The 22,996-nt window shown below is 41.3% G+C and carries 14 protein-coding genes and 1 riboswitch; of the genes, 7 read left to right on the forward strand and 7 right to left on the reverse strand.

The window, feature by feature from the left end; all coding sequences use genetic code 11:
- Positions 1-98 precede the first annotated feature (98 nt).
- Positions 99-182: riboswitch (cyclic di-GMP riboswitch) on the reverse strand.
- A gap of 284 nt (positions 183-466) precedes the next feature.
- Together ACHUE3_RS15610 and ACHUE3_RS15615 are read right to left on the reverse strand one after the other, a co-directional pair.
- Positions 467-3,637: an efflux RND transporter permease subunit gene (locus ACHUE3_RS15610; RefSeq protein ID WP_394193285.1), complete on the reverse strand. Its 3,171-nt coding sequence runs from the start codon at positions 3,635-3,637 to the stop codon at positions 467-469.
- A 15-nt stretch (positions 3,638-3,652) separates the two neighbouring features.
- Positions 3,653-4,831, reverse strand: coding sequence for an efflux RND transporter periplasmic adaptor subunit (locus ACHUE3_RS15615; protein WP_394193286.1), 1,179 nt, complete (start codon positions 4,829-4,831; stop codon positions 3,653-3,655).
- A 251-nt stretch (positions 4,832-5,082) separates the two neighbouring features.
- Between ACHUE3_RS15615 and ACHUE3_RS15620 the strand changes: the two genes are divergently transcribed.
- The 6 genes from ACHUE3_RS15620 to ACHUE3_RS15645 all read left to right on the forward strand — a co-directional run bounded on the left by ACHUE3_RS15620 (position 5,083) and on the right by ACHUE3_RS15645 (position 14,842).
- Complete coding sequence (locus ACHUE3_RS15620) at positions 5,083-7,599, forward strand: zinc-dependent metalloprotease (RefSeq protein ID WP_394193287.1); 2,517 nt, start codon at positions 5,083-5,085, stop codon at positions 7,597-7,599.
- 198 nt (positions 7,600-7,797) lie between these two features.
- The gene (locus tag ACHUE3_RS15625; RefSeq protein ID WP_394193288.1) at positions 7,798-9,054 is read left to right on the forward strand and encodes an HlyD family secretion protein; all 1,257 of its coding nucleotides are present in this window, start codon (positions 7,798-7,800) and stop codon (positions 9,052-9,054) included.
- A 10-nt stretch (positions 9,055-9,064) separates the two neighbouring features.
- Entirely contained in the window at positions 9,065-9,757 is a 693-nt protein-coding gene (locus ACHUE3_RS15630) for an ABC transporter ATP-binding protein (protein ID WP_394193289.1), read from the forward strand.
- Positions 9,754-12,249: an ABC transporter permease gene (locus ACHUE3_RS15635; RefSeq protein WP_394193290.1), complete on the forward strand. Its 2,496-nt coding sequence runs from the start codon at positions 9,754-9,756 to the stop codon at positions 12,247-12,249. Before ACHUE3_RS15630 ends, ACHUE3_RS15635 begins: the two co-directional genes overlap by 4 nt.
- A 42-nt stretch (positions 12,250-12,291) precedes the next feature.
- Positions 12,292-13,611, forward strand: a complete 1,320-nt coding sequence (locus tag ACHUE3_RS15640; RefSeq protein WP_394193291.1) for a sigma-54-dependent transcriptional regulator — start codon at positions 12,292-12,294, stop codon at positions 13,609-13,611.
- Positions 13,604-14,842 carry a sensor histidine kinase gene (locus tag ACHUE3_RS15645; RefSeq protein WP_394193292.1) on the forward strand — a complete coding sequence of 413 codons (1,239 nt, stop codon included), beginning with the start codon at positions 13,604-13,606 and terminating at the stop codon, positions 14,840-14,842. Before ACHUE3_RS15640 ends, ACHUE3_RS15645 begins: the two co-directional genes overlap by 8 nt.
- A gap of 16 nt (positions 14,843-14,858) precedes the next feature.
- On the opposite strand, the gene ACHUE3_RS15650 is transcribed toward ACHUE3_RS15645, so the two are convergent.
- On the reverse strand, positions 14,859-15,134 hold the full coding sequence (locus ACHUE3_RS15650) for a PhzF family phenazine biosynthesis protein (RefSeq protein ID WP_394193293.1): 276 nt from the start codon (positions 15,132-15,134) through the stop codon (positions 14,859-14,861).
- 339 nt (positions 15,135-15,473) lie between these two features.
- Positions 15,474-16,088 (reverse strand): SemiSWEET family transporter, encoded by a 615-nt coding sequence (locus ACHUE3_RS15655; protein WP_394193294.1) that lies wholly within the window; start codon positions 16,086-16,088, stop codon positions 15,474-15,476.
- Positions 16,089-16,394: 306 nt separating this feature from the next.
- Between ACHUE3_RS15655 and ACHUE3_RS15660 the strand changes: the two genes are divergently transcribed.
- A complete protein-coding gene (locus ACHUE3_RS15660; protein WP_394193295.1) occupies positions 16,395-17,552 on the forward strand; it encodes a tetratricopeptide repeat protein in 1,158 nt (385 codons plus the stop codon).
- An 80-nt stretch (positions 17,553-17,632) separates the two neighbouring features.
- Here ACHUE3_RS15660 and ACHUE3_RS15665 read toward each other — a convergent pair whose 3' ends face one another.
- The 3 genes from ACHUE3_RS15665 to ACHUE3_RS15675 form a co-directional block, all read right to left on the reverse strand.
- Positions 17,633-20,470 carry a TolB family protein gene (locus ACHUE3_RS15665; RefSeq protein WP_394193296.1) on the reverse strand — a complete coding sequence of 946 codons (2,838 nt, stop codon included), beginning with the start codon at positions 20,468-20,470 and terminating at the stop codon, positions 17,633-17,635.
- A 417-nt stretch (positions 20,471-20,887) separates the two neighbouring features.
- Positions 20,888-22,420: a PH domain-containing protein gene (locus ACHUE3_RS15670; RefSeq protein ID WP_394193341.1), complete on the reverse strand. Its 1,533-nt coding sequence runs from the start codon at positions 22,418-22,420 to the stop codon at positions 20,888-20,890.
- The gene (locus tag ACHUE3_RS15675; RefSeq protein ID WP_394193297.1) at positions 22,413-22,970 is read right to left on the reverse strand and encodes a PH domain-containing protein; all 558 of its coding nucleotides are present in this window, start codon (positions 22,968-22,970) and stop codon (positions 22,413-22,415) included. Before ACHUE3_RS15675 ends, ACHUE3_RS15670 begins: the two co-directional genes overlap by 8 nt.
- Positions 22,971-22,996: the final 26 nt, after the last annotated feature.

Below are 22,996 nucleotides of genomic sequence, written 5' to 3' on the forward strand. Positions count from 1 at the left end.
CGACACCTTAATAACACTTAATAGGTACTATCTAACATTTAAAGGGCAAAAGAAACACTTTTTAAGAACGCAGGTACACAATGAGACGATAAACCATGTGTAGCAGCCCCGCTATCTTAGTTTAAAACCTTAGACCGGAAACTTTGCGTCCTAACCTTTCGACTAGTTTGCCAAAACCAGTTGGATTATAGTGCCACACTATATAAATATCAAACAAAAGAATGTAATCAACTACACCCAAGCCATCTTAAGGTGTGGGTTTTAGTTAGGATTAACTCTCATCGTTGTTATTTCTTAAAAGGGGCTCCCATTGTTGCAAAGTAACACCTTGATATTGAGCCCCTATGAAACGCTAAACTCTGCATCTTGAGGTGGTTTGGGTATATAAAAACCAACACTTAAAACTGATAGAAACAAAAAAGCCAGTACAAAATGCACTGGCTATTTATTTGCTGTTAAAGAGTACTTAAGCGAGTTGTTTTTTACGCTGAAATAGACCTTTAATTTTATTAAATATACCGCGAAAGAACCCGCGAATATCACTTAATATAATGTACAAGCACGGTACTAATAATAAAGTGATCAGCGTTGCGAACATTACGGCAAAACCAAGTGCAACCGCCATTGGAATAACAAACTTCGCTTGTAAGCTGGTTTCAAACATTATAGGTAAAACACCGGCAAATGTCGTAATTGAAGTTAGCAGTATAGGCCTAAAGCGGGCACAGCCTGCTTCAATAACCGCTTCTTTCACGCTTATTCCACCACGGCGTGCTTGGTTAACAAAGTCAGTCATTACCAGAGAGTCATTGATCACAACCCCAGCTGCAGCGATTAAACCAAAGCCTGACATTAAACTGATATCTAAACCAAACCAGTAATGGCCCCAAATAGCCCCCGTTAGACTAAACGGAATAACCGACATAACAATTAACGGCTGTGAGTAACTCTTTAACGGTACAGCAAGTAAAATATATACCAAGAACATACCACCAATGAAAAACATGATTTGTTCGTTGGCTTGCGCTTGCTGCTCCTCAATAGCACCACCAAGCTCAGACTTGACGCTTGGGTACTCTTCCTTAAGTTGAGGTAGCAAGTTGTCTTTAACCTGCTTAACTACTTCACCCGGCTCAATGACTTCTTCATCGATGCTGCCATAGACATAAACGGTACGGTAGCCACCTTCACGGCGAATATAGCTAATACCCGGTTTTTCAGTTAACTCAACCACATCACCGAGTAATACCTCTTTACCTTGAGGCGTCGTTACTACTGCATGTTTAAGTGACGAAAATGCTTCACGCGTTAATTTAGGATAACGCACCATTACACGTACTTCTTCGCCACCACGAATAACACGCTGCGCTTCACCACCATAAAAGCTGGCACCCACTTGGTTTGCTATAGACGCTAAATCTAAGCCCAAATCATACGCAACTGGCTTTAAGCTCATTTGTACTTCTTTGCTTGCAGGGTCAATCGTCGAACTAATATCAAACAACCCTTCTTGCTGTTGCAGTAGCTGAATAAAGCGGCGACCCGCGTCATTTAACGTATCAATATCAGAACCAAAGAGTAAGTAACCAAACTCACCATTGCCGCCCCCGCCATTCACATCATCTTGAATAGTCAGCGACTTAACACCTGCAATATTAGGCATTGCCTCACGCCAGCGACGTGACAGCTCAAATGCATTGTATGGGCGTAAGTCTTCCTCAACAAGCGGAGCTAATAATTGTGCCTCTGTACGGCCTTGATTAAAGACCAATAAATCACGCACTATTTTTTGACCAAATTCGCGCTCTGTTTGTTTATCAACATCAAGCACCATAGCTTCAATTTCACGGATCGCGTTAATGGTCTGAATATCAGATGCGTTATCATTCATTTCCAAATTAATTTGTGGGAAATCATGTGGTACTTTTGGTGTTGGCACCGTACGAACCTGGTTTGATGAAATCAGTCCAAAAGTCACAATAAGCAACGCAATGAACGAGAACAATACTGCCCAGCGCCATTCCACACAGCGTTTTACAAAACGCTTATATGGCCCGTTAACAAAGCCAAAAAAACGATTATTAAAACGAGCACGCCATCCATTTGGATTAATAGGCGAAAAGTGGGTATGCGCAATATGTGCCGGTAATATAAGTTTAGATTCAATCAAGCTAAAGATTAAGCACAAGATTACGATAACAGCGATTCCATAAAAGAAGGCACTTTCAGGGCCGCTTGATAGTGTGAAGGGTGCAAATACTGCAATGGTTGTTAGTACGCCAAATGTCGCAGGTGTTGCAACGCGTTTAGCACCATTGACTACGTTGACGACACCGCCGCCTTTTTTCTCAATTTCGGTGTAGGCACTTTCACCGATGACAATGGCGTCGTCCACCACAATCCCTAGCACCATAATAAACGCAAATAATGAAATAATATTAATGGTGACACCAAACAACGGCATCATCATCATCGCACCTAAAAAGCACACTGGAAGACCAATCATCACCCATAATGCTAATTTAAAACGCAAGAATATTGATAACATGATTGCCACCAAAACCGCACCTTGTAAAAGGTTTGATAACATCATATCTAAACGGGCATTGAGGTAGTAAGTCATGTCCATTAATGGGACTAAACGTACACCTAATGGCAGGTCTTTATTTTTTTGCTCAATAAAAGCTTTCACTGATTCTGCAACGGGGATCATGTTTTGATCTTCTGTTGCTTTTACAGATAAATAAACCGCATTCTCACCGTTAAACTTAAAGTAACGTTCACCTTCCGTAAACTGGTCCTTAATGACCGCAATATCTTGCAGCAGCACCTTCGCACCATTATTACCTATTTTTACAGGGATTTGACGAAACTCTTCGCCAGAGTAAAACTGGTTCTCAACGCGAACAGAAATAACACCAGCATCGGTTTTTAACTGGCCCGCTGAAAAGTTTGCAGAGTAACGACGAATTGCAGCAGCAACATCATTGAGCGTGAGGTTGTATTGGCGCAAAGTGTCAGGTTCGATTTCGATTGCAATTTCATCCAATGGCACATCATTCACCACCAGCGATACATTCGATAGCTGCAATAGTTCATCTTCAATGCGATTAGCAATCGGTTTAAGCTCGCTTAGCGGCAGATCAGCAACCAGTGTCATACCAATAACATCTTGGCGAAACTCAATTTGACTTATGGTGACCGGTTCCATACCTGCTGGAAAAGTCGCAATACCATCAACACGTAGCTTCACTTTATCAAGCACTTCACTTAATTCAGCGTCGGTATTAATTTCTAACTGGGCACTACCGCCGTTACGAAATGAGCGATACACCCCTTTCTTTATTTCAGTAATGTCTTTTAGAGACTCTTCAATCTTAATTAAAATGCTTTCTTCCATCTCCTGAGGCGATGCCCCTGGATAATTAGCATTAATAGAAATGTAATTAATTTCAACGTTTGGAAACATCTGACGTTGCATAGTGAAGAAGCTAATAACACCCATGATGATAATAAAAAACATCATCAGGTTAGCTGCAACTGAGTTATTAGCAAAGTAGGCTATGATACCCGTTTGCTTTTCGTGTTTTGGAGCAGCTTGTGGCTGCTCAGAGCTGGGTAGTTCAGTGTTATTCATAACGCAGTCACCCTATTAAAGCTTTTCTGTGTCAGCACTTTGAAGTGCCTCATTTTGTTTAACGTCAGGCATACCTGCAATTTTTACCGCCATCCCTTTTTGCGGGTACTCAGGTAACGTCACAACTAGCCTATCGTCGGCTTCTAAGCCATCACTGATGTAAAAATATTCGCCCTCTTCACGCACAACCTTTACTTTGCGTGCCTCAAGCTGCTGCTCAGCGTTCACGATCCAGACTGTTTGGTTGTTAACTAATTCTTGTGGTAAACGATAAATATTTTCAAGCATGGCGCCTGCAAAATTAACTTGTACATACGTGCCAAATTTAATCGCTGGGTGCTTGTTAGCTAATCCATATGGGTCATTAATGCGAACAACCAAGCTACTCATACGTGTTGCTGTATCAACAATCCCTAAATCGCGGTCGATTTGCGCTTCGCGACTAAAGCCATGTAGACCAGACTTTATCACGGTCGCTTTAACGCCTTTTACACGCTCAGGTAAAAACACGCTGTCAAAGCCAGCAATTGGAATAATAACCTCTGCTGATTCAATGTTATTTAGCTCAGCCACTTGAGAACCCATATTGATATACTGACCAACACCAATTTCTCGGCTCACTACTAATGCATCGTAAGGCGCGGTTACTTCACAGTTATCTAAATCTCGTTGTGCGCGCTTTAAACGTGCTTGAGCAGACTTAACAGATGCTTGCGCACTAAGCACTTGCGGCTCACGTAAAAAAAGCGCTGTTCGCTCTTTATTTGGAAAACGCTTCGCTTCATCTTCTGCTACTTTAGCCTGTGCTTGTTCTTCAATTAATTGTGCTTGCGCTTGTGCCAATTCAGCCTCAGCTTGTAGTAATGCGGCTTCATAATTGTCTTTTTCAATGGTAAACAAGGTTTCACCGCGTGCCACAATACCACCGGCAACAAAATTAGGATGCCAACTCACCACTTCACCTGACACTTGCGCAGATAAACGTGTACTTTCCAGCGGCTTAACCTCACCATAACTATTAATAACTACTTGGTGGTTATTAGCAGATACAGGCTCAACCTCTACCGTAGGGCGCGTGTCTACAATCTCTTTGCTCTCCGGCTCTTGTGCAATGGCATTAATTGCCATGAATCCAGCGACACCAAAGCCCAGAATCACAAAAGGAAGGATCCCTTTAAGTAACGTTGTTCGCATAATTAATCTCCTTAATTTTTTACTGAGACCATAATAACAGAGCTAGATGAAACATTAACGTGACATTTGTAAGTAACTGTTACAAAACCCACTCACTTATATTAGTCGCTTGTTATATTTTGATACAAAAAACAGTTTATAAAATTCAAGCAGATAACTCTAAAAATCTCTCTTTCATCTTAGATATGTTTTTTATATGACTAAGTTCGGTACAATTCAGATGATTTTAACAAGCCGAAAAAGAGCAGAAAATGAAATTAACCACCCTTACGCTAGCATTAAGTTTAGCTTTAGCGACCAGCGGCCACGCATTAGCTGCAGACAAAAAAGATGATAAAAAAGACAAAACGATTGCTGAATTAATTAAAGGCAAAACTGAATTTGCAGGTATTTTTAGCCTGTATCAAGACGAAAAAACCGGTGATCATTTAATGGTTATCAACGAGTCTCAACTTGATACGCCTTTTGTGTATTTTGCGCATACTGTTGATGGTGTAACCGATGCAGGGCATTTTCGTGGCGCGTACCGTGAAACTAAGCTAATTGAGTTTAGAAAGTACTTTGACCGTATTGATATCATCAGCAAAACTCCACGCTACCAGTTTGATGAAAACAGCGCCATTGCTAAAGCAGCCGATGCCAATATCAGCGAAGCCGTGCTTGCAAGTATCAAAATTGAAAAACACGAAGCAGACAAAATTGCATTTAAAGTAGAGAAACTATTTTTAAGTGAAGCACTGCACAAAGTATCACCATGGCCAAACCCGAACGACAAAAATGCTAAAAAGCGTTTTAAAGTGGGTAAATTGAGCGATAAAAAATCGCGTATTATTAAACAGCGCCCATACGCAAATAACCTTGATATTGTGGTAGATTATGTATTTGAAAACGCCAACCCTAGCGTTCGCGGTTCAAGCGCAGTTAGTGATCCGCGTAATGTGTCGGTAAAAGTACAACACTCATTTGTTGCTTTACCAGAAAACAACTATCAACCGCGCATTGATGATGCACGTATTGGTTATTTCACCAATCAGTTTGACCAAATGACTTCGCCAGACTGGGCCCCTTATGAAGATGTAATTAAACGTTGGGACTTGCAAAAGAAAGACCCTAGCGCGGCACTATCGGAGCCAGTTAAACCAATTACTTGGTGGATTGAGAACACTACGCCAATTGAATGGCGCGACACTATTAAAGAAGCGACTCTAGCGTGGAATAGTTCATTTGAAAAAGCAGGGTTTAAAAACGCCATCGAAGTAAAAATTCAACCTGATGATGCAGACTGGGATGCTGGCGATATTAACTACAACGTTTTACGTTGGACATCTTCACCTAAACCTCCATTTGGCGGTTACGGCCCAGCACTTGCCAACCCATTAACCGGTGAAATACTTGGCTCAGATATCATGCTTGAGTTTGTATTTATGAAAAACCGCTGGATTTATGACACGCTGTTTACCCAAGGTACTATGAGCCACACCAACAACCCTGTAAGCACTGACGAATTAAACTGTTCTTTAGGACACGAAATTCAACAAAATATGATGTTGGCCAATAGCCTTTCAACGGGCGCGAGCATTGAAGATAAAGAAATCTTACGCCAAGGTTTAACTCAGTTAGTACTGCACGAAGTCGGTCATACTCTAGGTTTAAACCACAATATGAAATCATCTATCTTGTGGGACGAAAAAGAAGTACATGACAAAACAAAAACCCAAGGCATTGTCACAGGCTCTGTCATGGATTACGCACCAGCAAATATAGCTCCAATTGGCATGCAACAAGGTGATATTTTCCAAACTAAACCGGGTCCATATGATGATTGGGCTATTGAGTTTGGTTATAGCGCAGCACTTACAGATGAGGCAGCCGAGCAAAAACGCTTAGAGCAGATTCTTGCCCGCTCAACAGAGCATGAACTTGCTTTTGGTAATGACGCTGATGACATGCGTGCACCAGGTCGTCATATTGACCCGCGCGTAATGATTGGTGATATGTCATCAAACCCAGCGGCTTACGGCGCAGACAGAATGGCGCTGATCAACAAACTGTTCTCTGAATTAAAAGACACAGCGCGCGTTGAAGGTGAATCTCATCAGCAACTCTTAATCTCTGCAAACAGTCTATTCGGTCAGTACAGAACGCAAGCAAACGTTATCTCGCGCCAAATTGGTGGAGTTTACGTTGAGCGTGCTGTAGTTGGTGGTAATGACAATGTAAAACCATTTACACCAGTTCCCCTTGAACGCCAACAACAAGCGATGCAAATTTTAGCGAAAAATGTATTTGCTCCAGATGTGCTAAGTAGCATGAAACCGCTTTATAACTATATGCAGCAGCAACGCCGTGGTTTTAATCATTACGGTAAAAACGAAGATCCAAAACCACATAAAATGATTTTAGGAATGCAAAAGTCTGTACTTGCACAACTATTACATCCAGCTGTTATGCAGCGTATTTCAGACACCGCACTGTACGGTAATGAATATAGCTTAAATCAGTTTATGGGCGATTTAACAGCAAGTATTTTTGTTGACAGTAAAGAAGCAAACTCAATTAGCCACAACTTACAAATTCAATATGTAAATCAGCTAATTGCAATTGCGGGTCTGGGTAAAGCAAGTAAGCACGACAACTTAGCAAAAACCGCAGCACTTTATCAGCTGACACAAATTGCAGATAGCAGCACGCCATGGGGTGCTGATACAGCAACTAAAGCACATAAGCAGTATATCGACCGTTTAATTAGCAAAGCGCTCGAAGCATAAAACACTATGCAGTAATATTAAGCCGCACTTCAAGTGCGGCTTTTTTGTTTTCAAAACCGAACAGCCCCGTGTTCGATATCGAACACACATTTACTAAAAAACACCACAAAAACAGACAAACCGTTGAAATTTAAACAAATTAAACTTTGGCATTAAACTTTCATTAACTACAGTATCAACCAAGATGATGAGTAGATAATGAATATCAATATTGACCAAAAAACTAAACCAAACAGATTTAAAATTGTGCTAATTATGGCAGCGCTTGTGGTTGTCATATGTGTTGGCTATTTCACTATTAAACCTACCACACCCCAGCTTAACGCTAACACGCTCAATGTAGTTACTGTACAGCAAGGCGATATTGATATTATGACGCCAGTGTATGGTCAATACGCTTCACGCTATGAGCGCTTGATCAGTGCGCCCGCGACAGGCCAAGTCAGTGAAATTTACCTGCGCGCTGGCGCTGATGTTGAAGCCGACACAATCATTGCCAAGCTCACAAACCCAGATCTAGAACAGCAACAATTTGAAGCACAAGCAAAGCTTGAACGCATGAACTCTGAATTTGCGGCCTTTAAATTTCAAAAACAAAACGAGCAACTCACCTTCCAAGCCGAATTGGCTGATATTGATAGTCAAATACAAGGGGCTAAGTTAGATGTTGACGTAAACCAGCGCCTATCAGATCAAGGCATTGCGGCCAAAATTGATTTAGAACGCGCGACTCTTAAACATAACCAGCTAAAAAAGCGATTAGAGTTTGCTAATTACCGCTTTGAAAAACAAAAAGAAATGCACAAGCTAGAACTTGAGCAACAGAAAATTTTATTAACACAGCAAAAAAAACAAGTCGATTTAGTCAACAACAAAGTTGCGGCATTAACTATCACCGCAGGGATTGCAGGTACTCTGCAACGCTTAAATATTGAACTTGGAGAGCGGGTAAGCCAAGGGCAAGCAATGGCGCGCGTTGGTTCAAAAACACAATTAATGGCAAGACTGAATATCCCACAACGTATTGCTGAGCGTATCCAGCTTGGTGCTGCTGTTGAATTAAAGCATCCTAATGGCACTCTAAAAGGCACAGTTAAACAGCTAGCATCTGTAGTCGACAATGGCTTTATTGTTGCTGAAGTACATTTGAGCGAGCCATTACCTTTAAACCTACGCCCAGCACAACCGGTTAATGCATTGGTATTCGTTGAACGCAAAGAGAATGCATTATATGTGAGCCAGCAACCCGGTTTAAAACCACTTGGCGCACAACAACTCTATAAACAAATCCCAAACCAACCACAACTACAACAACAGCAAATCACCTTTGGCGAATTAACAGGCTCTGAACTGTTAATTACCACAGGGGCTATTGCTGGTGAAAAAATTATCACAAATGATTTAAGCCAATGGCATAATTACAGCCACTTGGCTTTAGATACTTCAAAACTTTAAGGAAAATCCCATGACTGCACTCGTAACAATTAACAATATCAATAAAGTTTACAGTAAAGGCCAAGTTAAAACGCATGCCTTGCAAGATGTATCTCTAACGATAAATAAAGGTGAATTCATCGCTATTTCTGGCGCATCAGGTTGCGGAAAATCTACCCTACTCAGTATTTTAGGCCTGCTAGATACGCCAACTGATGGCCATTATCAATTAGCTAATATTGATACACAGAGTCTTAAAATCGATCAACGATCCAGCGTACGTAACAAGCATATTGGCTATGTATTTCAGTCATTTAATTTAATTGATAGCCTAACTGTATTTGAGAACGTGGCATTGCCATTGGAGCACCGCGGCACATCTAGCAAAGAAATAAAAACTGCAGTGGAGAAACAGCTAGCTGCGGTAAACATGAGTGCACGCTTAGATCATAAACCAAACCAGTTATCTGGTGGACAACAGCAACGCGTTGCAATCGCGCGCGCTTTAGTAGGTAACCCTGATTTACTGCTAGTAGATGAACCAACCGGTAACTTAGATAGCCAAAACGGCGATGCTGTCATGCAACTATTGCTTGATTTAAACAAGCAAGGTGCCACCGTTGTTATGGTGACGCATGATGAACGTTACAGCCAAATGGCGCAGCGCCAGATTCGTTTATTCGATGGTAAAGTATTGGTTGAACATCAGGAGGCTGTCGCATGAGTTTTTATCTTCGCGCACTGCGCCACGGTATTTTACGGCTATTTACATTGCCACGCCTTTCCCTGCCCATTTTACTTACACTAAGCTTAACATTGGCCGCGGTACTTGCCGTTGTCGCTATGAGTAGCCACCTTATATTTAAGCCTTTACCTGACATAAAAGACGAAAAAAACCTGTATGTTATTAACCGTACCATGGCGGTTTCAGAAGATATGCGTGTTTCTATGTTTACCACTAAACGCATTGCACTATTAGCCGAGCAATACAAAGGATACGGCCAGTTTGCTGCATACCAAGCTGACGAAGGTTCAGTAAAAGTACATGAGACGAATTACCCGGTCTCACGTTTTGATGCCAGTCATAACTTTATGACCATGGTCGGAGGAACCCTGCTACTCGGTGAGCAACCAAACAACGTCAATACACAAAATTCTGTGTGGATCTCTGAGAGTTTATGGCAAAGCGCATTCCAAAAAAGCGTAAACGCAATAGGTCAAACATTACAAATAGACGCCACATCGGTGCAAATTCGCGGAGTGGTCAGTGACTTTTCATCATTTAATTCCGATAACGATGAGAAATATGCTCAGCAAGTGTGGCGTTATTATGATTTAGCCGAAAAAGCAGCAATGCCGACACAAATGTCTATCAACGGCAGCCTGCTGCCCCTCTTTCGCCAAACCGAACGTGCATTTACGGCCGATGATATGGAGAGTTTTTGGCAGCAGTATTACCTTGACCAAGGTGATCAACTTGGCCCTATGAAACAAATGTTTGAGAGCATGAACCCAGAAAGCTCGGCAACATTATATCGCGATAATCTAATGGCAGATCAGCAAACCATGCTGTTGTTTTTATTAGCGACGGTGGTCATCTTACTTGTGATGGCAAGCCTCAACCTACTGAACCTATTTATTGCTCATTATCAACAACGCGAACAAGAATTTGCTACGCAACTGTGTATGGGCGCCTCACGCAACAAGTTATTAGTAATGAGTTTCTTAGAAAACTTAAGTACTTTTTTACTCGCCGCAGTATTAGGTTTGTTAGGTGCCGCTTGGCTGATCAGATTATTACCTATCATCAGTGGCGGTAATATCGCGATGCTTGAACTGGTGCAAATTGATGCAATAACTATTGCTGTTGCGGTTGCAATTGTGCTGATTATCAATTTATTTTTTGCATTTCTATCAACCCGTCAGTTCGATGAAGCACAACTAATTAGCAACCTCAATAACGGTAATAAGGGTGTCAACGCAGGCAAAGTGACCCGTCTTAGCCAAGTGTTATTTATTGCCCAATTAAGCTCGGCTGCTGTTATTTTAACGGGCACCGCGATGCTGGCAAATACTGCCTACGATGAGCTAAATATTAACTTAGGTTTTGAGCCAGGCAATACATTAATAGCTAATGTAATCCTACAAAATAACGATGACCCTGTGTTAAATACTGCAGAGATTGAGGAACAAGTAGCGCAAGACCCTGAGGCCGCAGAGCAAAAAACAAAACAACGCTATCAAGGGGCGCTCGAAATTAAAAACCTACTTGAACAGGCCGTTTTACAAGTGCAGCCTGGTATCATCTCACTACAAAGCCAAGGCGAACCCTTTAGTTTTAATACTGTCATAAATATGACTGAGGATGAGCAAACACAAGAGCGCTTTACCTATATGACGATTAATATTGCACCTGATTATTTACAGACCTATAAGCTCAACTTGCTGGCAGGGCAAAATATGAGTCAAACGCAATATCAAAATTTAGAACCCGTGGCATTAATCAACGAAACCTTTGCTAAGCAATTATCCACAGATGGCACTATTGAATCGGTAATAGGTAAAAAAGTCTCTAACCGTCAAGTTATTGGAGTAATCGCAGACAATTACACCATGATGGCTAAAGATCAGGGTTACCCGACTATGCTTTACAGCTACTCGCATGATTCCCCTAGTTTTGGGATCACGCTTGCTATGCAACTGCCGCCTGAGCAACGCTTTGATAAAAATGCCATTATGCAAGCTATTCAATATGCTCACCCACAAGTTATTGAAGTAAATGCACGCACACTTGATGAACGTTGGGCAGAACAAACAATGCCGCAGCGCGTACAGTTTTATTTTATCAGTGCATTGTCTCTGTTAACTTTGCTACTTGCAGCCGTAGGTAGTAATGGTATGGCGATGAGCTTTACAGAATTGAAGCGCTTTGAACTTGCTATACGCATGGCAACCGGAGCAAGTCGAATCAACCTTATGAAACGTACTTTAAAAAGCTTTAATAGCTTACTGCTGAGCGCACTAGCTATTGCTATTACCCTCGCTTGTGGCCTTTATTTAGCACTGCAAAGCGCCATTCCTTTGTTACCCGCATTTTCTTGGCAAGCACTAACAATATTTACTAGTTTATTGATTGCTATCGTCTTTATTGCCATTATTTTGGTAGTATGGCGTATTATTAATGCAGACCCTATGCGCGCGCTTAGAGAGCAATAAACTTTTAAGGAGCTGGCAGCTAATGCTGCCATCATAACCCGTATGAGCCAACACACTATTTTAGTTGTTGATGACGACGACGACATTCGCTTTGCTCTTTGCATTTTGCTCGAGCAAGCAGGGTATCGAGTTGTTGAAGCTGATGGACCAAGCCAATGCATGCAGTTGCTTGGTCGGTTAACGCCTGCACTGGTGTTGCTAGACATGAACTTCACCCGTGATACCACTTCTGGTAAAGAAGGCCTTGCACTACTAGAACAAATCACCCCTTTGGATATTCCCGTTATGCTAATGACCGCTTGGGCCAATATTGAGCTTGCAGTCACCGGGTTACAAAATGGCGCAAAAGACTTCATTGAAAAGCCATGGCGTAAAGAAAAATTACTCAGTCAAATAGACAATCATATAAAGCCCTTAACAAAAGTCTTACCGCAAAATGATTGGATTGCACAATCCAGTGCGATGCAGTCACTCGATATACTTATCAAACAGCTTGCACCAACCGATGCGAACTTATTAATTTTAGGGGAAAACGGCACGGGTAAATCACAACTAGCGAAACGTATACACCAATTAAGTACACGCAATGAAGCTGCCCTTGTGAGCCTAAATATGGGGGCTATTGCAGAGTCTTTATTTGAAAGTGAATTATTCGGTCATCATAAAGGCGCATTCACCGATGCCAAGCAAGACCGCACGGGTGCGTTTAGCCGCGCCAAGAATGGCACCTTATTTATGGATGAGATAGGTACATTGCCTGTTCATTTACAGCCTAAATTATTGCAAGTACTTGAGACGGGTGAATTTACGCCGCTTGGTGCAAACGCCAGTGAACAAGTTAACGTTCGCTTGATTGCCGCCACCAACCAAGACCTCTCTAAAGCCATTACTGATGGGCAATTTCGCCAAGATTTATATTACCGCTTAAACACCTTTGTTATTCACCTACCTGCTTTACGTGAACGAAAAGACGATATATTGCCACTCGCCACACATTTTATTAATCATTTTGCTGCTAAATATAACAAACCGCCCTGCACGCTATCTCAAAACGTTGAAGAGCTGTTATGCAGCCACAGTTGGCCGGGTAATATTCGTGAACTTAGCCATGTGATTGAACGCGCCATGTTGATTTGTACAGAGAGCGTCATCGAGTTAGCCCATATAATGCTGGACAGTCAAGCAAGCTCAAGTCAATCAATTCCAAAGCTCACGCTAGAAGAGCTTGAAAAACAACGGATCACTGACGTACTACAACAGCATAACCAACAAATAACTGCAGCTGCAAAAAGCTTAGGTATTTCACGTAATGCGCTGTACCGACGGATGGAAAAATACCAACTAGAAGGGTTTGATGAGTAACTTTAAAGCGAGCCATAAAACCAAGGTCATTAGCACGTTCACTGCTATATTTTGCGCTATTATTGTGCCAAGTACTGGCTGGGTTTATCAATTAAGCCAAGACGTACTACTGACTGTCACACTGTCTATCTGCTTAAGTTACCTGCTTATAATGTGTATCTATCGGCTATTTAACGCTTACTTTTCACCTATCGCTCAGCTGCAAGCCTATATTGACGCAAAGCAGCAAGGGCAAAGCAACCTCAGCTTGGACTTTAGCGGCCCGCACTCTCCTTGGGCCATGCTCGGCGCACAAATTGACGCGCTGTTTAACAAGCCGATACCACAAGCAACCCATTTGATCGATGGACTATTTCATCATTGGCCGCACCCAATCGCCTTATTCAATGAAAAAGAGCAGCTTATTTTCTTCAACCAACCTATGTATCAACAGCTTAAAACGCCGTTACTACGCGGTATGAGCATAACTGAATGCGGTTTCACCGTTAAAAATAAACAATGCCGTCATGCTCAATTAAATCAAGATTGGCAAGTGCAACGTATCGCGCTTAGTGATGCAAAACAAACGCTGATCACAGCCAGCTATATTGGTCAACATCTGCAAGATGCTAAACGTCAATCTCAGGCTGATTTAATTCGCATTTTATCGCATGAACTAAATAACTCGCTTACTCCCATGGCATCCATGACAGACACACTGCTAAGCGCAGAAATATTAAATGAAAAGCAAACAAGGCAAGTGTTAACGCGAGTAAAATCACGCAGTGAATCACTGCTACAGTTTATCAAAGCCTATTCAGAGTTGAGCCGACTACCCGCAGCAAAACCGCACTACTTTGATCTAAAAGCTTTAGTCACCCTCAACGCAGCCGAACAAAATATTCAACTTAACTTTGACGGTGAATCACAATGTTTTGCTGATAAGCTGCTTATTGAGCAGCTATTAATCAATATATTTAAAAATACATTTGAAGCCGTTAATAACTCACCATGTATTACTTTACGGTGCTTCCAACAAGCTAACATGCAAATACTTCAACTGACCGACAACGGCCCTGGCTTTGCCAATCTAGACAACGCGCTCCAGCCTTTATATACGACGAAAAAAACCGGTCACGGGCTTGGCCTAGCGCTATGTAATGATATTGTGCAAAAGCATAGCGGCCAGCTACAGTTAGCAAATACCGAACATGGCGCGCAAATCACCATTAAACTGCCGCTAGGTGCTTAATAAAGCAGACCAAAGCTTACAAATAAATCATGACTTGCATATAGCGTACAGTTCGCCCTGTTAAAGTTACCTCATCATCACTTACATCACATTGCATAGGCCCACCCCGGCTTGAAGCTCGATACGCGCTGAGTGACTTTTTACCTATTTGCTGCGCCCAGTAAGGCGCCAGACCCGTATGAATTGAGCCGGTAACATAACCTTCATCACCCCCACTGGCGGGCCAAAAATAACATAAAATAAAATCACATTGTGTGCTTGGTGCGGTTGCAACAACATCAAGTGGATACAATATTTTAAGTAAGCTTAACTATTTTTCAACACCTTAGATGGTTGTATAGACAAGACTTTATACAGTGCTGGCGGGATAACCTGTATCTCTTCAGGTGCTTGCTTTGGAACTGCCATCGGCTTGTTTGCACGTAAACGCGGTTTCATTAGCATCAGCTGATCACTAAGCTATGTATCTAAATCAATTACAGCGGCGAAATACCTTTAAATAACTCACTGGAAAACGCGTCTATTTGATGAATAGTTAATTGCATTTAAAGCTCAGTGCATGGAAGTCTATTTACGGTAAACCTCCATACACAAACTAATTGAGCATCAAAGCTATTTCACTTTTGGTGGGCTAAGCTGCGACTGGGCGCATTTTGTAATATTGAATACAGCCAAGTTGAGCAGCATTTGTCAGCAGTATCATGACAAACGTTAAGATGTGTGAAGTGCTTGGGGTCGCCATTGCAAGCTCGGCAAATAAGCCACATAGGCCCGCTATAAACTGCAAGCTAAAGTAACGAGCGCTTAAATTGCTAATGTCACCACTGCGAAGTGTTTTATATGTTTGGGGCATCACACGCACAGAGCTCATGATCAAGCCAACAAACGTCAACCACGTAAGTACTTGAGCAGCCTCTAACAGTGGGTTTAACAATAACAAAAAAGGTAATAGTGAAAAACCTAACATTGCTGCTAACTGGATACGCTGTTCACGCTTGGCATTGTAGCGCGCAAAGTAATACAAAATAAGGCCACTTAAGCCACCCGTTACGACAAAGGGCAATACCATGTAAAAACGCTCAAAATACACGTTATAGGTAATAAAATACGTACTTTGCGCTACGCCAAACGTCATCATCAATAATGATAATCCCGATACACTTCGGTTTTTGCGGATTTTATTTAATAGCGGTAAAAAACTAAACACTAAAATAAATGATGATAATATAGGCAAATAATGCGCCAAAGCAAACCTCGCTCGTTACAAATTAGTTAATAGGTTAAAGACTTTTAAATAAAACAAAAGCTTTATGTAAACTGCTGTTTTAATTTGATTTATGTGAGGCGCGGCATTGTATAGATCTAAATCTAACACGCAACTATTGATGAAAATAAAAGCAATCATCAACTGGCAAGTTAGCATTACAGTATGAACAGTTTTTATACGCGTTTAGTATCAAATTGATTAAGAAAGAGGTGACAACCCACGCTAATTTTCTTGCTTGATAAAAAATGTACTTCGGCGTAATGTAAAAATAAATGCGAGGTGATTATGAAAATTTATTTTATATTTTTTATTGGCTTATTAGCAGGGTGCACCACAACTACGGCTCCCAAAGCCCCCTCAACTCAAAAGACCCCATCATTAGCGCAACTGATAAATCACTCCTTATTTGAAATTGAAGCCGTGCCTTCCCAGCAACAACTTTTTCAACTTCCGCAGCAAGAACAGCAAAAATTTATGGCTTACGTAAACGCGAACCGCTTACTAGGCGAATCTGACGAACTCATTTTGTATAATTATATTGAAAGCAGTTTAGACGGGTTTACCTATCATGGAGATACGCTAACGGCATCACAAACGCTCGATAAAGCCCATGGCAACTGTATAAGCCTAGCCATTGTGACTCAAGCATATGCCAATGTTATTGGCCTTGAAACAGCCTTCCAAGAAATGACTAGCGAGCCTGTTTATGCCAAAGAGGGCAATTTGGTGTTTATCGCAAATCATTTCAGAACCAAGCTGTATAAACCGCTTGAAAAGCAAGAAGGTCAAATTATTTTTATCCGCCCAGGTGTAATCGTTGATTACTTTCCATCAAGAGGGAGCTTTTACTCCGGTAGCGCAAGCATTAATGATCTCATTGCAAAATATTACAGCAATCTTGCAGCAGAAGCGCTGTTGCAAGAGAACTACAATTTAACTTATAGCTTATTAACCAAAGCCAATACGTTCACGCCTGATGATCCTGAGTTGTTTAATTTAGCCGCTATTCTTCACAGGCGTGTGGATGATCAAGCAACAACACATCGTATTTACCAAAGCGCCTTTGACCATCAATTAGAAAGCTTGAACTTATTAAGCAATTACAAAGCATTGGCTGAAGATGTTGGCAACGAGATGCTGGTTGAAAAGATTAACCAAAAATTAGACCAAACGGAAAAAGATCCTTATCAGCTAATTGTTTTAGGTGAAACAGAGGCATTAAGCGGGCAATATTTGCCTGCTAAAAAATACATCAATGAAGCCATCGATAAAGCCCCTTACTTATCTGAGCCCTATGTAGCATTAGCAAAAATTCGCTACCAACAAGGTCATCTAGGTGCCACTAAAAGGCTGCTGGAACAAGCTATGAAGCTTGAGCGAGATGAAACACAACGCAGTGTATATGCTGCAAAGCTGGCATCTGTTTTTACAAAAAAAAAGTAAGCATAACTTCAACTAAGAGTATCGGCGGCTTGAAGTAATTTGAGAAAAATGCCTTGAAGTTCATCAAGGCATTAGCGTGATTAAAGAGAATAATAAAAGCCTAACCATCCTCTTAATTCATCCTCGAAGCTATCACCTTCAACTTTTGCCAAGCCAAAATCAACATGAAGGTCGTTTATGCCCGCGCTTGCAAGACCAAAACCTATTGAGTCTTGCCATTTAATGCCGTAGCTCTGAGCGAACACTTCACTGTCAACTTGATGTTGCTGATAATAGAACCACGGCATACCTTGGGCAAAACTCATCCCGCCGCCATAGCCCTGGTAACGCTCTGCCGTTGCAGCATTAAAGGGGAGTTCTTTCGCAAACACATATTCTGCATGGGCATTATTAGCAATTAACGTTGAACTAAAACTACCGAGCGTCAAACGGGTATTATCACGATACCGTTGTTGGTAGTTCACATATAAAGGGATGTCATACGCTTTACCGAATAACTTGGCTGCAAAGTCATAGCCTTGCCAATCATGGTTATCATTATCACCTTCATACCATTGAGCAAGCACACTTTGGCCAATAGAAAATGATTGGCGATCATGGCTCCAACGCTGTGAAACAGCTGCTCTTAACCATTGCTGATTGCTTTCGCTGTCACCCTTTGTGTCTATATCAGTGTAGTTGTATGCAATTGAGGGGGTTATTTTAAGCTGGCCGAGACTAAATAAGTATTTCACATCAACATAGCCACCATGTTTGGTATGTTCAGGGCTATTTGTTGCGCGCGATTGCTTTGTGGCATCCATATCAAACATAAACAACTTGGCATTATATTCCAAGTGATTCAATCCATATTTCACCTCGGCAAATGCCCCTGAAAGCGCCTCATTATTAATGCTTGCGCTGTAACCTATTTGCCAATCAAACTGCTTAAGTAAATCGCTGCCTTTTAGACTTACATTAACCAGTGATGTTGAGGCAGAGTTATATTGCGCTCCCAAAGCCGCTGTTGCATTTTGTTGCCATGGATCATAATCAAGCGACTTACCAACCTCAGCGGTGTATACCTTTGCTGCTGGTAGTTGGTGCTTCTCAACAATAAATTGCGGCGCAAGGGTGTTTGTTGCAAGCTCTGTTATAACCTCGCCTTTGTGGGTAGGTGCAAGTTGTTTAAAGTTTAATCCTTCATGTGTAATGGATAGATACAAAATAGTACCATCGTTCATTACCTGAGGATGAGCGAACGCTTCTTGACCTCGTGTCATTTGGATTAATGTATTTTCAGCTATATCAAAGCGATAAATATCGAGTGCGCCGCTTAACCCTGCCACAAAATACAACGATTGACCATTACGTCCCCAGCTTGGCTGAGACAAGTATTGGTAGCCCTTGGGCATTGGCACGCTATGGGTTTCTCCTGCCTTTAAATCTTGTATATACAACTGCCAATTGTGGTTATAGGTTGTTCTTAAGTAAGCTAATTTAGCTTTATTAGGGCTAAGTACTGGGTAATCAAATACATCTTCTAAGCTTTTATCGAATAAAGGCGTAGCTGTGGCCGTTTGAACATCGTATTTCACCAATTCAGAGTAACCTGAGCGAGAACGTTCAGCGTATAAAGTCTGGCCATTGTCAGCAATGCTAAAGCGACGTAGCCCTGCAAGATCAGTCAGTTGCTTCACTTCGCCAGTATTTATATGCCAACTAAAGATATCCGCTACTCGGGTGTTATTTACATCATCATTATTCGTGTACGCACCAAAATATATTTCCTCATCGTTTAGCCACTGAGGGTTTTGAATGCCCGCACGGTTAATTTGGTTCAATACTTTTTGTTGTTTTCGTTTAAATACCGCAGGTGCTGAATCGACGATATCGAGCGGATCATCGTTCAAAATTTCCTGCTGAGCTTGTGCAAATTCCTCTGCTGCTTGCGTATTTTGCTCTGTACTGTAAATAATGAGTTGCGTTTTACCGTCTTTATCCCTTTCAACAACCGCAACTTGCTGCTTATTGGGCGATAAAGCAGGGTTACTTGCGTGAAACGCCAAATCGAGCCAAGCTTTGCTCTCTAGCTTAATTTCAGTTTGCTCTTTGGCCATGGCTTTATAGGTATATTCAGCAATAAAACGACGATAAAGCATCTTCGCAGAATCACCGAATACGCCGCTAAATGCTTCATCAAAATCGCGCTTTTTAACCCCTTGCATACGAGTCCACACGGCATCTAAGGTATCTTCTGAGTGACGCTCCTCTAACCAGCGTAAAAAGCGAGCCCCCAACAAGTAAGCCATGGAACCTGCCATATAGCCGCCCTCTACATCACTGAGCTGGTCATAACTTGGTAATGAGCCTTGTTGAGCAAACTCCGTTAAAATAGCCTCACTGTAATTATCAAATAACCGACCACGCCCTGTCATTTTAGACTCTAATAACGTTGCATAACCTTCAGCGGCCCAACGCGGCATAGACTCATATGTTAAATCGTATAAATCCCACACCTCTCTGATGGCTTGACGCCAGTCACTACGCGTAGGCTGTGCTAAATGCACCAAGTGAACATATTCATGTAATATGAGTAATTGCTGCCAACCAGCAGTGTTTGACACTACAGTGTCAGATTGAGGAGGCGTTGTAAAAAGTGCCATCATTGGATTTGTTGAAGGAGGAATTGCAAACCCATTTGCGCTGTTTAGTGGGTCAAAAACGATAACATCGACTATTTCGTCAAGCGCACGATTTTGCTGTGCTAACACTTTAGTCCGCACTATTTCTAACTCATTTGCAGCGGAGCGAGCCCAATCATGGGACTCTTGCGTGTAATGAATATTAAAGTGTTCTGTGTGGATAGTTTGCCAGTTTGCTTGCGCATAGAGATTAGTTGCAAGTAGTAAAAATATGGTGGCGAGTACTTTTTTCATCACGATCCCTGATATTTTATTTTCAGGTATTATGCGCGTAATCGACAAAAAAAGTGAGTGTTTAAATGTAAAAAAACGTGTTACTCAATCTCTAAAGGCTGCACTAAGCTAACGAGCAAACTGACTATAAAAACTGAAACAACAAAGACTAACAATGCCCTCAAGAGCCCAATACCACCACTATACATAGCCAACGTAATTAAACATCCGACTATTAACACGCCACAACGAGCACATAAAAGTGATGCTTTTTTGCAGCAGCGAATATGAAACATTAATACCAATACACAGCAAAACGCTAATAAACATAATGTTAAAACCATCATATCCCTGATTCTTTAAAAACTGATATTAATTAGTATAATATCAGTGTGAAAAGAGTCAATGCAATTGATAACTATTTGCAATAAAGGTATTTTACATCCAGTTTCGTTTCTCTGATTCAGCCTGAAACATCGTAAAGTCGATTATACCATTAGCGATGTCCTTTTTAAGATAAGGTAATGAAACCGTGCCTGACGCTAGTTGTATAGACAAGCTTTTTAAACCACTCTTACGCATAAAGTAAGTGCTGATGCTATTAGCACTTTGCGCTTTATATAATTCAAATACGCGATATTGCACACCCAGCATGCCGCTCCTGAAAATACCGTAGTAACGCCCTTCATGCTGATAAAAATAATACCCATACCGTTTATATGACAAAAATACGAACATGCTTAAAACAGCAAAGATAAGCAAACAAAACAAGGGATTGAAAGTTGCTGTAACATAACTAAAAGCGGCCAATAACACACTTGGAACCAGCGCATAAAAGCCTAGGTTTTTTAGCAAAAAAGCCCTCTCAACACCTTTAAAGTTTAGTGCTTTTAAGTCAAACCCAGTCTGCTCCAGCCAAGGGTAAATCCACAACAGCATTTGATTGACTTGCGTAACATCGAGTACAGGCATAACTAAACTTTGTTTGTTTTTTGCGCCCATTGCATGCCCACTGGTGGCCTGAAAGCATTGGATGGTGTAACGTTTTAAAACACGTGCAATCAGGTTTTGTTTAATAGATATTGATTGAACCTTTTCCAAGCTCACTGATAACTGGTGTCGCTCTAATAAGCCCGCAATACGTTTAAACTTACCTTCACTGAAATATAACTCATAATTATAAAATCGGATCAGCGCCATCACCACAGACAGGAAAATGGCGATGATAACCACTAGAAATAAGATCGAAAATACAGCCAATGCAGCTGCATTTACTAGCATGCCAACCTCTTGCTCATAAAAAGTTTCGAGACGATTAATAACCGCTTCCTCTAAAAACTCAAATAGAACATTCATAAACGGCGCTAAGGCAGCAAGCGCAAGAATAGCCATATTCGACATTAAACCAAACTTAGCCACCTCTGTATTACTGAGCGTTAAGTTTCGTTGCGACTGTTCTTCAGTAATATCTGTTGCCGATGGATCTGAGCTCAGTTCTTGCTCATTTTCTTTATAAGTAAGTACACGCTCACGTATGGCATCTGCATAATCAGTCGTTACACCGGGCAATATGACTTCTTGTGACACACTTCCTGCGGCGTCGAAAATACAATTAACCAAGCCTAGTGGCTTAAAATAAAAGGGCTCGGCTACATTTACATTCTGCACTCGCAAAAAACTCAGCGTTAAGCGCTCTTTTTTGAATACACCTTTGTTGAGTAATATGTCGTGCTCATCGGTTATACAAAAACGAAAGTTTATATAGTAGGCAACCGAATAAATAAGTAACGCTGTAACAGCAACACCCGCAGCAATTTGACCCCAAAATAATTTGTTTTGGACCTGAGTTACAAATAGGACTGCAATTGGCAATAAATTAAAAATGCCATCTTTTATAAACCGAAAAGCAAAGTGTAATACAAAGTACACTAACGCCCACGGCGATACTCTTTGCCATTGTTGCTCATCCATTGCTTGGTGCTTCACTCATTGTTGTGTCATTGGGTTGGGTGTTTGAGTGTGTAGGCTGAGTATAATCTTGTACAAATTGGCGGATATCTTTGCAATCATGGTGACTTAAACCACTAATGCTTAAGTCAGCACTCATTCCCCCGGCACTATATAAACGAAGACTGCCAAGGCCTAACTTTCGCTCTAAAGGGCCTCTATGTATTTCTGTATGTTGTACTCGAGAGAGCGGTAAAATTGTAACTTGCTGCCAAATAACGCCTTTTTTAAAGGCTATATCATGGCTCCGTACTGCTATTCCCCGCAGCCTTACACTTAGTACGTTATAAGCTAATGACAAAATTAAAATAATCGGGAGCGCTATTAACAAAGGGGTTTGCGCGATGCTGGCAAATTTATCATTAAAATAACAAACAGCAGCAAGAACTAACATTAAGGGCACGTAGAACAACAACCAACTCAGTTGCACATAAAGTAATGCATTGTCTGCAAGCGGTTTAAATACGATATCTTGGTGCTGTGGTAAAGAGTCGAGTTGGTGATTTTCAAACACGGTACATATATCCTTTTACAAGCCAA

The sequence above is a fragment of the Pseudoalteromonas atlantica genome (assembly GCF_043641955.1).
GTDB classification, from domain to species: Bacteria; Pseudomonadota; Gammaproteobacteria; order Enterobacterales; family Alteromonadaceae; genus Pseudoalteromonas; species Pseudoalteromonas atlantica_A.

What these genes read in the sequence shown, in the direction of transcription:
- ACHUE3_RS15625 (WP_394193288.1), top strand. Translation starts at nt 7,798, where the DNA reads ATGAATATCAATATTGACCAAAAAACTAAACCAAACAGATTTAAAATT.
- ACHUE3_RS15645 (WP_394193292.1), top strand. Translation starts at nt 13,604, where the DNA reads ATGAGTAACTTTAAAGCGAGCCATAAAACCAAGGTCATTAGCACGTTC.
- ACHUE3_RS15665 (WP_394193296.1), bottom strand. Translation starts at nt 20,470, where the DNA reads ATGAAAAAAGTACTCGCCACCATATTTTTACTACTTGCAACTAATCTC.
- ACHUE3_RS15610 (WP_394193285.1), bottom strand. Translation starts at nt 3,637, where the DNA reads ATGAATAACACTGAACTACCCAGCTCTGAGCAGCCACAAGCTGCTCCA.
- ACHUE3_RS15670 (WP_394193341.1), bottom strand. Translation starts at nt 22,420, where the DNA reads ATGGATGAGCAACAATGGCAAAGAGTATCGCCGTGGGCGTTAGTGTAC.
- ACHUE3_RS15635 (WP_394193290.1), top strand. Translation starts at nt 9,754, where the DNA reads ATGAGTTTTTATCTTCGCGCACTGCGCCACGGTATTTTACGGCTATTT.
- ACHUE3_RS15630 (WP_394193289.1), top strand. Translation starts at nt 9,065, where the DNA reads ATGACTGCACTCGTAACAATTAACAATATCAATAAAGTTTACAGTAAA.
- ACHUE3_RS15660 (WP_394193295.1), top strand. Translation starts at nt 16,395, where the DNA reads ATGAAAATTTATTTTATATTTTTTATTGGCTTATTAGCAGGGTGCACC.
- ACHUE3_RS15640 (WP_394193291.1), top strand. Translation starts at nt 12,292, where the DNA reads ATGAGCCAACACACTATTTTAGTTGTTGATGACGACGACGACATTCGC.
- ACHUE3_RS15615 (WP_394193286.1), bottom strand. Translation starts at nt 4,831, where the DNA reads ATGCGAACAACGTTACTTAAAGGGATCCTTCCTTTTGTGATTCTGGGC.
- ACHUE3_RS15620 (WP_394193287.1), top strand. Translation starts at nt 5,083, where the DNA reads ATGAAATTAACCACCCTTACGCTAGCATTAAGTTTAGCTTTAGCGACC.